We start from the raw sequence: 11,464 nt of genomic DNA, 5'->3' as shown, positions 1-11,464 counted from the left end.
GTGTCTACCTCTTCCCATTCCGAACAGAGAAGTCAAGCCCGCCAGAGCCGATGGTACTGCGGTAATACGTGGGAGAGTAGGTCGGCGCCAAATCTTATCAAGATCACAAGCCTTGCATCATCCGGTGCAGGGCTTGCTTGTTTTATGGGCTCTCTGTAACATATTTACTATTATAAGTGCTCTTTGATGATTTTTAACAACTTAAGAGGCGGACAGACGTTACCGTCTTAAATGAATATTAAATTATTACTTTTTGTTGTACTATTTCTGTCTGTTTTTTTGTTGAGCCTTAATTCCTTTACAATAAAAAAGATTAAACCTGCCGATGACACCGGTCACGAACTTTTTATTAGACATTGTAGCGTTTGCCATATGCTGGCCGAGCCTACGAGTTTAACTAAAGTTGTATGGGAAACTCATGTTTTACCCGTAATGGCCAGCAGAATGGGGATTATTTATCCCGGTTTCGATCCATTGAAGGGCTTGTCTGAAGAAGAAAGAAAAATTGTTGCTCAACATCATATTATTCCAAATGAAGCGGTAATGACTGATGAGGATTGGAAAAAGCTTACTAAATATGTAATCAATAACGCACCAGATAGTATTCCATTAGATGAAAGGAGACTAAATCGCAATCTACCTCTAAAAAACTTTATTCCCCAAGACATCGAATTAGATAAGCAAACACCGTCACTGTTCACAAGTCTAAAATATAATGAATCGACCCATACACTTTGGATAGGCGATTTTTACAATCGGGTTTTTAATTGGAAATATCCAGATGTTGTTACCGCTAAAATGGAAACCAAAAGTCCAGTAGTTGATTTCAACTTTCGGAATGATACAACTTACTTCACGGAAATTGGTAAGCTCTATCCTACCGAATTAAGCACCGGCTCGTTTGTCCAATTTGCTAAAGGGAACCAGACTACAGTACTGCCCGAACTACACCGCCCGGTTAGCTCGCTGGTAGAGGATCTTAATAAAGACGGCATACCCGAAATAGTTGTATGTAATTTTGGCAATAAAACAGGATCATTCTCCTTGTTTAAAAAGAATAGGTCGGATGCTAAATATGAGGAGGATATACTGTTACTCATGCCTGGTGCTATTAAAATTTATATAAAGGATATGGACGGAGATGGCAAGAAAGACATAGTAGCGATGTTTGCGCAGGGAGATGAAAGTGTTTATATATTTTATCAAAAAGATAATTTAAAATTCCGGGCTCGCCGGGTATTACGCTTTCCACCTAATTATGGCACTACAGATATGGTGCTTACAGATTATAATCATGATGGATTAACAGATATAATTACTGTTCACGGCGACAATGCAGATTTTTCACCTATACTGAAACCATATCATGGTATTAGAATTAACATCAATGCCGGCAATGGCACATTTAAAGAGAAATACTTCTATCCACTGTACGGCGTTACGAAAGTGTTGGCGGAAGATTTTGATAAGGATGGCGATATAGATTTGGTAGCTACTGCTTTCTTCCCCGATTTTAATAAGTTAGTTGATGAATCCTTTGTTTATCTTGAAAATGTAGATCAGGATAAGTTTACTTTTAAATCGTACACCTTAAAGCGGGATGTACCAATTAAGACACTGGCGTTAGAAAAGGCAGATATAGATGGAGACGGCGACATGGACATTATTACAGGCAATTTTGCGCAGAGCCCCGGCCAGGTACCAAAGCAGTTAGATGATAAGTGGAAGGCCGCGAAGTATGGATTAACCATATTTATGAATCAGTTATATCAGCCCAAAAAATAAATGCAAGTTCAAGTTGTTTCAGTCAAAATAAGTTTGACTTCAGTTGTAGATCTGCTTATAATATTTGATATAAGATCCAGTTATCGCTTTCAAATACCTTTCGTAAGCTTACGTTACTGTTGGCCGCTTTGTAAAGTGCCACATACTTTAAATTAAGCTCCGTGTAGCTGTTAGCCGCATTCTTATTGTTCGCTATCAATACATATCTATCGTACTTTTGTGGTGCTTCTATGGCACTCAAATAGTCGTCTTGATATGGTAAGGTTAAGGAGCGCACATCCTTTGCAAAACTGGCTATTGGGTAGGCAATGGCATCGTCTAATAACACATGCGAGGTTGAAGGTAAACTATTGATATAATTCGCCACGTTTTTAACCTCTTCCTGGCTATCTATCACTTTTTTATGCAGCAGGCTCGATACAAAATTGCGTTCTTCTACAATGGCGGAGGTATCCAGCATGACGTAACCAGTGTATATCGAAAGCGAGATCATTAAGATCAGTACTAGTTTAAATGTCCCTTCATTACGTACCGTGCGAATCTTCGTAACAATGCACAGTAATGCGAGTATCAGAAATATAATGTAGTACTGTTGCGCTATAAATACCTTGGCATATTTTATCTTCAGAAATTCGATAAAGAAAAAAGGTGTCAACAGGGTTAAGATTTGATAGGTGTTATCTCTGAAAAGATAAAACGCCAGTAAAATGAGCGGGAAAAAAATAATTACCCGTGCGGAGATAAGTATAGAAATTTCGGGTAGCCGATGGTTCACCGTGTCTTGCAGCGTGCTGTAGTCTATCTTTTCGGCCAACACACTCCAGTTGGAATAAGGGCTGTCGATAAAATAGTTAAGGTCATTGGCATGGGTTAGGTTAAGCATCTTATAAATGAGTATAGATGCCAATGGCAAAACAAACAGGATGATGAAAATAGCCATCGATTTGTTAATAAGCTTGCGCCTTAACGATGGATTATTAAAGCTTAAAAACAGCCTGAAAATAGATTCCTTTTCGCCCAGGTTTAAGGTATGTATGGATATAGATAATACCAGCGGGATAAAGAACAGCGTGAGCCAAACGAACTTATAATCGCAAAATATCAATATCACCAAACATATGCTTGATACCGACACGTGAAATGTAGTATTTGAACCGTAGAATTTGAAGATATTGAGAAAGAACAGATAAAAGAAGATAAGCACCATATAGGTTGACTTACCCGAAGCCCCTACATATAATAAACCAGGGTGAAAAAGGAAAAGCAGAAGAATAACAATTACATAAAACTCGTCACTGGTACGTTTTATTAAAGTACTGCATACCAGATAGAATAGTATCCCAGTACCGAATGCTGAAGCCATTATTGGAGCCAGGGTATAACTTACGCCAGTGAATATAAAGGAGCCGTAAAAAGGTAATAATGGTGATGTTAATCCCATTACCTTTAGTCGATTACCAACGCCTTCGAAAACGATCTTAGCTTTCTCTATTAAAAAGAGTTCCTCCTTGTTAAAATATCCAAGCTTGGCTAAATAAATTCCCCAAATAAGATAATACGCGGCCAGTATTGCGGCCAAAATAACAATGTATAAGGTTTTAGACCGCTGTTTCATTTAACTACGTTAACTGCATTGTTCACCTTACTTAAACCGTGGTTGGTTTTTTCCCAGTAAAATGGTTTGATAATTAACTGATATAAGCCTTTATAAGCGGCTATAGAATGCATTAGCCAGTAAACCGGATTAGCAATAGCGAACAGAATAAGTTCGTAATAACGCCTTTTAAATACCGCCATCATGTTTACATATATCATGAGGATGTTACCCACAAGCAGGTTAAATATCGAAATAAAAAGAACCCAGTCTGGAAATAACAAGCGAATAGATCGCAGGTCGAATACCAGGTAAGCTATAAATACGCTCAACAAAAAGGGGTAAAGCAAGAATGTTATAGGCGTTGCGCCTATGAAGAAGTTAAAACCTAAGAAGCCTCTCCAACCAATTTTTCGCCATAATGCAACTGGGTTACGCATGTGTACCAAGTAACTTTGCATGTAGCCTTTTATCCATCTCGAACGTTGACGAATCCAGTTAAACGGTTCGTTATTTGCCTCTTCGTAAGTGGTTGAGTTTACGATGGCTATTTTATAGCCTTTGGCGTAAGCCCTTACACCTAAGTCTGCATCTTCGGTAACGTTAAACGGATCCCAGGCCCCTAACTCAACCAGGGTATCAAGTTTAAAGTGATTACTGGTGCCACCAAGCGGGATAGGAATATCCAGCGTATCGAGTCCCGGCAACATATAATCGAACCAGTACGAATACTCCAGTGTAAACATACGGGTAAGGAAGTTCTCGTTACGGTTGAAATAATTCAAAGCACATTGTATGCAGATAAAGTGCTCAGGAAGTTTACTGAACAGTTTAACAACTTTTTTAAGCTGATCTGTATCCGGTACATCCTCCGCATCATAAATAGTAAGGTATTTACCGCGAGAAAAGTGCAAACCATAGTTACAAGCCTTAGGCTTGGTTTTGGGCATGTGATATGGTATCACAATAACTTCAAACACCGCAGGGAAATCGAGGTTACGAACGGCATTTAAGGTTTTATCATCATCTTCTTCAATTAAGAGCTTAATATCCAGTTGCTCGCGCGGATAGTCTAAGCTTTGCAGGTTCCAAACCAATTTTTTAATCAATTTGTCTTCCTTGTATACCGGCAATAAAATAGTGTAAATTGGTAACTCGTCATTCACTACCTGCTTTACCTCTTCTTTTGTAACCGCCTGGTGGAGCTCAAACCGCGATCCAACCAAAGCCAAAAACAATTTAAAGGTAATTGCAACCAGGAATACCACACTAATAAATACGTTGATAACGATAGAGGTTATCGTAAAATTTAATACCAGAAAGATGCAGATTATTGCGATGGTAGAGAACATGGCAATAAGCTGTGGATTGGTAAACGTAATTAATGCCGAACTTTTTGGATCGTGATTCAGCAACTCAAAAACGGCCGACTTTACATACGGTATCCCGATAAGCTTGTGGCTTAGCCAGGTAATGTCCAGGTCGGGGGCCAGAATAATTTCGGGCTCACAATTATAAGTAAGTTTAATAAAGTCGATAAACAGCTGATCGCTCGGATCGGCCATAATTACTACAATTTTGCCATTCTCTTTGCGAAGCGGCAACGCAACATGCTCATCAGCAAACTTTATATCTATCTGATCGAGCACTTCCATTTCGTAAGGTTGCTCTCTTATCTGCTCAAATACATAGCCCGCGTTTGTTAAAGAACGCTCGTAGTTTTTGCGCGAAACATAGCCAAAGTTTAGGATGATCTTGATCATTGACAGGCCAGAGCGTTCTGAGAACGCTTTAATCTTAATCAAATCAGCTACAGACATAAAGCCATCCTTTACCAGTAGCTCTGGTATAGGCATGTTTTTATAATCCGTCGATACTCCGGTGTTACCAGAATACGGGGCACTAAACTCGCTTATCTCTTCGGGCATGAATGTAGTATTACAAAAATGTTAAAACGTTATGGCCTGTATTATTCGTTAATAATTTCCTGCGATTTCTGAACCTTAAACCTTACATAAAGGAATGAAATAAGGATCAATATCAGGATACCTAACAAAATAAACAGGTTATAATTTTCCCAGAAGCGTGATAACGCACTCTTGGTATCAACATATTCTAAATTTTCGCTCGATTTGCTGATGTTAAACAAGTATTTGTTATTGTTAACATCGGCGATACATACGTTACTTGATAGTGTAGATAGCTGCTCGGTAATAGACTTCGACGCTGCCAGGAATGCATTGCTGAGGTTTTTACCGGTTGCTGTAAGTACAAGGCAGGCATTGTTGCTTCGCCCGTAAAATATTTGTGCCAAACCGTTGGATACGGAATCGGAAACGGTGTAAACTACTTCGTTATTGTTATTATTATAAAGCCTGAAATCGTGATCGAACTGAATAGGGGCGTCCGGAAACTCTTTGATCAAGGCATCGTTTCGCGACAGCAACGCTACCACATTATATTTCTTAAGATCGCCTTTGTTGTTGGCCATATCATCAGAGTAAACAAACTCCGGGAAGTTATTGGCGTTAATGTTGTTATTTAACTCATAAATAATTTCACCCATTGCTCCCGCTGCATATTTTGCGTAGTCTCTACTTACTACTATGCGGGTAGTGCCCGAGTTAAATGCTTCCGGATATTGGTAGAAGCTCAGGTCGTTAGAAATAAATGGATTTTTTGATTCGAGGTATGATTTGTCAACATCGATTTCGGCAAAGAAATTGGTAAAGCTGTTGCTGCAATTACCGGTTGTTGGGTGGAACCTAAATTCGGCCACCAGCGTATTGTATTTATGGTGCTGATAACGGTTAATGGTTACAGAGGTGTTTAACTTGCCAGATGCATCCAGTTTCTCGCTGCTAATAAGCATACCGTTAAGGTAAATGTTAAAATAACCACGGTCGTTAAGGTTAAGCGCACTGTAGTTAGCCACAAAACGAATCTCAACTTCTTTTGGCGTAAAACTAAAATCGCTGTTTTTGAAGTTATATACAGTTTTTAATGAACCAACACCCGATGTAAAGTTGGTTAGGCCGCCTAACTGTCTTAAAGTTAATTTAGAGCGGTTTTCGTCGATGGTTTTGAAGAAGTTATTAGCCGCTTTATTGATCAATAAATAGTCGCCAAATGTCGAATTCAAAATGTTTGCGTTACCCATGGCGGTAATCGTTTTCTCGTAACCAGCCTCATCTCCACCAGTAACAAACAATATCTCTTCCGGAATTTGGTGTGTTTGTACCGAACGTGCCGGCACTAGTTGCCCATTCATATTAATGAGGTTGGTAACCGTATCGGTAGCAGATATTACGGCTTTATGTAAGTAAAGTAACCCTTGATTACTGCCTGGGTTTACTTTTACAAAATTGCGTTTACCTTCAGGCAATTGCCCCATGGTACCTACCATAATATAGTTGTGGATAGAATCTGGCAACTGATCTGCCTGTATCACCTGAATGTTTTTAACATCCGACTTCTTTAAACGTGCGTATGACCATGCTACAGCCTTTAAGTCGTGCAGGGTAGGGTTAACCGGGTAAACGATTGCCGTTTTAGAATCAAACGAGTTAGAAATGTTTACGTTGTTAAAGAAGTTGGTATTACTTCTGTTCAGCGCTATATAAGAACTTCCTTTAACCTTTAACCACATCGCGGGGTTATCAAGGTCGCGGCATTTATCATCTGTAATGGATAATAGCGTGCGGACCTGTATCTTAACATATCGTTTGTCGGGCGACAGGTCTGCACGGCTTAAGTTTACCGACACTTTTTGGATAGAATCCGGTGTTAAGCGTGCGCTGTATACAGGCTTATCGTTGATCAACAGGTTGATATACGACTTGTCTTTTACCAATGCCTGTGAAGGCTCGAAAAATAGGACCAGCTTACTGCCGTTTATTTCCATAAACGGATCAATTTTAATGTAATAGGAGCTCGAACCACTCATCCCGGTTATAGCATCATCATCGCGGCCAAGCGATCTGAAGGTAATAATGCTCTGCTGGGCTGATGCAGCCTTGCCAAATAGAACAATAAAAAACAGTAGTGATAAAAATTTATTCATCGGTTTGCTTGTATATAATTTAGTTGATCACGTTAAATTCTACTCTGAAATAGTTACCATTATAGTCGCTGCGGTATGATATTTGGCCGCCCATTTCCTGCGTCATTAATTTGGCTATAGATAAGCCAAGGCCTAAACGACTGCCGGTTGCAGTGCTGTTGCTGGCATCATTAAGTGTTTTAAGCTTGTTAAACATGGTGTCCAGTTCTTCCTGGCCGATGGCTATACCTTCGTCAATAATTTCAAATACAAATTTCTGACGCTGCAAGCTTGTGGCTATCTTAATGTTGTTATTTGTTTGTGAAAATTTAATTGCGTTTGAAAGAAGGTTCTGAAACACCTGCCCGGTAAATACCTTATCGAGCCTTACGTTTAGGGGCAGTTTTAATATATTATCAACCAGCGTAATGTTTTTCATCTGCGCGGTTTCTTGCAAGCCTTTAAAAACGTATTGAACTTCCGAATTAATATCGAATATCTCCGGGTTGAATTTCATTTCCGGCGACTCGATCTCTTTAACATCCATCAACTTGTTAAGCATATACTGCATTTTCTCAGCCGAATCCTGAATGTATTGCAAAAACTCTTTCTGGTCTGTACTCAGGCGGTATTCCTCGTCGCGGATCATGCTGTTACTCATAATAACCGAACCGATAAGGTTTTTGAGATCGTGCCCTGCAATGTTAATGAAGCTGTTTTTTTGCTCGTCGAGCTTGCGCAGCCTTTCGTACTGCATATCGATAATGTTGTTTTTCTCAACAATATCCTTGTTTTGCTGTTTTAACTGCTCGTTAGATTTTTCGATCATGATCTGCGATTTAACATCGCGTTCGGTCACTTTATAGCGGGCACTTACAATAAGGCATGAAATAACACTGATGATAAAGAAGTATTGCCCACCATTACTGATAAACAAGTCTAACGAATATTGGTTAAGTGTGTTAAAGAATATAGTTAGCAGTGCCAGGGCGATGATAACCTGTACAACAGAGTTAATAGGTTCCCAAAAAACCTGCAGGTTGAAAAATAATATAATGGCAGAATAAATAAGGAAGAATACAGTTAGCTGCTGTATGTTTACCACATTACATAATATGGCAGAAGGGAGGGATAACAAAAAAAAAGCGATGTGGAGCAGTATGCGATAATCGTATTTACGGTTTTGAAAAATGGTATAAACCCCGAGTATGATAACAACCACGATGAAGCGGACTATTGCGAATTGCTCCCAGACATCTGCCGCATAGATATAGTCGACAATGATGAGCAGAGGGTATAAAAATATAATCGTCCAAATTATATTGTTTGTTTGGTACCAGGCTTTCTTGTTACTTTCCTTAGCGAATTCTTCTTTACTAATCTGAACAAACATTATCTAATATCGTAAATTAATCAAAAGCAATCAGTTTCGGTGTGAAGTTAAACGTAAAAAATAAATTTCTTGAACAAAGTCGTGGTTTATTTAGTCCGGTGTTACACATTTATACAATTTTTGCACTATTAATGTCTCAATTAAATGCGCAGTGTCAGGATGCAAAAACTAAACCAATTATCGTCAATAGTAGAACTGATCTTTTTAACAGCGCAAAAGCACTTAATAACGGCGTAAATATCTCATGGTTAGAGCAAACCTGGAATACCGGGGCATTACAACACAAACCCATTGCCGATGCTGATTTCGCGTTGCTTAAACAGCTGGGATTTAAGAGTATCAGGCTACCGGTTGCATTTGAATATTACCGGGATAAGGGTGTATCGCTGCAACAGGTGCTGGCGCAAATAGACGGCGTGCTTAAACAATGTAAACGTTATGGGTTTAAATTAGTGATCGACTATCATGATGGTAAGATTAATGATAATAATTACAATAATGCTACTAATGAAGCAATTAGCATTTGGTTAACCTTAACCAGGCACTATAAAAACGAAAGCGCTAGCCAGGTATATTTTGATATTTATAACGAGCCGCCGCCAATGGATCCACAAAAGTGGAAGGATGCCGCTTACAATCTGGTAACAGCCATTCGCAAGGTTGATGCACAGCGTATTTTGCTTGTTGGCGCCTCCAATTACAACAGCATATATGAATTAAGTCGTTTTGTGAGACTGGCTGACGAGCGTATTATTTATACTTTTCATTTTTACGAACCTTTTTTCTTTACTCATCAGGGAGCTGTTTGGGTTGGCGATCAGGTTGCGACAACCGGGGTAGCTTTTCCTTACGACGGGGAAAAATTTCCTCAGTTGAATCCAAAAGCAAAAGGCACCTGGGGCGAAACCAACTATAATCAATATCGGCACGACGGCAACGAGCAGTCTGTTAAAGACAAATTGCAAATTGTAAAAAACTGGAGCGATAAATACGGGGTGCCTGTTTTATGCAGCGAGTATGGTGTTTATAACAAATATGCAGATGTAGATAGCCGTTGCAGATATATTAAAACAGTTAGAAAATCGCTATCGGCATTGGGTATTCCCGGAATGTTATGGGATTATAATACAAACTTTTCTATTTTTGCCGGCAAGCCTTCCATAGCGCATTTGCCCCCCTGTTTTAAGGATGCTCTGGGTTTGTAATTTAAAACCATTAAAAATAAGATAGTTTGGGTAAAACCGCTAACTTTACCATCTGTTATTGAAATATATGAAGTTTTTTGCCGAACAGCGTAGAGAAGTGATGATGCATATTGAAAAGTATATGCTCGAAAAAATGTGGGATTTTTTGAAGCCCATAGAAGAGAACTGGCAGCCGTCTGATCTCCTTCCTGACTCTACCCGCGATTCATTCTTTACCGAGATCAAAGAGCTTCAAGAAAGCGCTCGTGGTTTATCTTATGATCTTGTTGCCGTTTTAATTGGCGATACCATTACCGAGGAGGCCTTGCCGACTTACGAATCGTGGTTAACCATGGTAGAAGGGGTGGACATGAGCGAAGACAATGGTTGGATGAAATGGACCCGCCACTGGACCGCTGAAGAAAACCGTCACGGCGATTTGCTTAACAAATACTTGTACTTATCTGGCCGTGTAGATATGCGCGCCATGGAAGTATCAACTCAATTTTTAATTGCTGATGGTTTTGATATCGGCACAGGTACAGATCCATACCGTAACTTTATATACACTTCTTTTCAGGAGATGGCTACTAATGTTTCGCACAGGCGTGTAGCTGCATTGGCTAAAAAAGACGGCGACGGCTTGTTGGCTAAGATGTGTGGTGTTATTGCTTCTGATGAAGCCCGCCACGCCAAAGCTTACAAGCACTTTATGACCAAAATATTTGAGGTAGACCCTAACGAAGCTATGGTTGCCTTTGAAGATATGATGCGCCAGAAGATTGTTATGCCGGCACACTTTCTACGTGAAGTTGGTTTGAAAATAGGTCAAACCTTTGGTCATTTTACTGATGCTGCACAGCGCCTGGGAGTTTATACTGCGTTGGATTATGTAGACATTATGAAAACCCTTATCGAGGAGTGGCATATTGAAAGCATGCCCGATTTGAACGAGGCCGGCGAAAAAGCGCGTGATTATATCATGAGACTTCCGGATCGTTTGGTACGTGTAGCCGAGCGTATGAAAAATCCGCACCTCGAATACAAATTTACCTGGATAGCGGGTTAAGACTCTTCGCCTATATATTTAATTTCGTCGCGACCTGGAAACTCGAGGAACAATCCGTTAAGGAGTTCTTCGATGGTCAGCGAATTAACATCATCGGTGTAGTGCTCGGATTTAATAACGTGCATTTCATTGCCGTGCGTTTCTATGCGAAATAGAAAGCCGTCATACAGTTCATCGTTACATATTTCTATCGCATCGCCCTCTTTCCGGATATCAAAACTCAGGTCGATCTGGCGCTGCTCATGAAACAATGGGTTTAGCTTTTCGCTCAGAAAGTTTTCCAGTTCGCTGGCTGATACAGGCCGGGTTGTGTTTATGATTTTCATAGTACTTATAATTACAAGTTGCTCGCAGATATTGTTTTGCTGCTTTTATTTAGGTTTTAAAGTTTAAAACA

Annotated in this window: 8 protein-coding genes and 1 rRNA gene; 4 read left to right on the top strand and 5 right to left on the bottom strand. The window is 39.7% G+C overall.

The window, feature by feature from the left end:
• A 5S ribosomal RNA gene (gene rrf, locus GSY63_RS01270) occupies positions 1-93 on the top strand; the annotation flags it as partial.
• A gap of 138 nt (positions 94-231) precedes the next feature.
• Positions 232-1,785: an FG-GAP repeat domain-containing protein gene (locus GSY63_RS01265; RefSeq protein WP_166584002.1), complete on the top strand. Its 1,554-nt coding sequence runs from the start codon at positions 232-234 to the stop codon at positions 1,783-1,785.
• Positions 1,786-1,840: 55 nt separating this feature from the next.
• On the opposite strand, the gene GSY63_RS01260 is transcribed toward GSY63_RS01265, so the two are convergent.
• From GSY63_RS01260 to GSY63_RS01245, 4 genes are read right to left on the bottom strand one after another with little or no spacing between them, the layout of a single operon-like run.
• Positions 1,841-3,400, bottom strand: coding sequence for a hypothetical protein (locus tag GSY63_RS01260; protein WP_166584001.1), 1,560 nt, complete (start codon positions 3,398-3,400; stop codon positions 1,841-1,843).
• Positions 3,397-5,307 (bottom strand): glycosyltransferase family 2 protein, encoded by a 1,911-nt coding sequence (locus tag GSY63_RS01255; protein WP_243749121.1) that lies wholly within the window; start codon positions 5,305-5,307, stop codon positions 3,397-3,399. The genes GSY63_RS01260 and GSY63_RS01255 overlap by 4 nt, the downstream gene beginning before the upstream one ends.
• A gap of 41 nt (positions 5,308-5,348) precedes the next feature.
• Positions 5,349-7,442 carry a cellulose biosynthesis cyclic di-GMP-binding regulatory protein BcsB gene (locus GSY63_RS01250; RefSeq protein ID WP_166584000.1) on the bottom strand — a complete coding sequence of 698 codons (2,094 nt, stop codon included), beginning with the start codon at positions 7,440-7,442 and terminating at the stop codon, positions 5,349-5,351.
• Positions 7,443-7,461: 19 nt separating this feature from the next.
• Entirely contained in the window at positions 7,462-8,814 is a 1,353-nt protein-coding gene (locus GSY63_RS01245) for a sensor histidine kinase (RefSeq protein WP_166583999.1), read from the bottom strand.
• A 131-nt stretch (positions 8,815-8,945) separates the two neighbouring features.
• On the opposite strand from GSY63_RS01245, the gene GSY63_RS01240 reads away from it, so the two are divergent.
• On the top strand, positions 8,946-10,019 hold the full coding sequence (locus GSY63_RS01240; protein ID WP_166583998.1) for a glycoside hydrolase family 5 protein: 1,074 nt from the start codon (positions 8,946-8,948) through the stop codon (positions 10,017-10,019).
• Positions 10,020-10,086: 67 nt separating this feature from the next.
• A complete protein-coding gene (locus GSY63_RS01235) occupies positions 10,087-11,067 on the top strand; it encodes an acyl-ACP desaturase (protein ID WP_166583997.1) in 981 nt (326 codons plus the stop codon).
• Here GSY63_RS01235 and GSY63_RS01230 read toward each other — a convergent pair.
• Entirely contained in the window at positions 11,064-11,393 is a 330-nt protein-coding gene (locus tag GSY63_RS01230) for a hypothetical protein (protein ID WP_166583996.1), read from the bottom strand. The two genes, GSY63_RS01235 and GSY63_RS01230, sit on opposite strands and share 4 nt — an antisense overlap.
• Positions 11,394-11,464 lie beyond the last annotated feature (71 nt).

The organism is Mucilaginibacter agri (genome assembly GCF_009928685.1).
GTDB classification, from domain to species: domain Bacteria; phylum Bacteroidota; class Bacteroidia; order Sphingobacteriales; family Sphingobacteriaceae; genus Mucilaginibacter; species Mucilaginibacter agri.
Note: the sequence above shows the minus strand (reverse complement) of the source record. Positions and strands in the feature narration are given on the sequence as shown.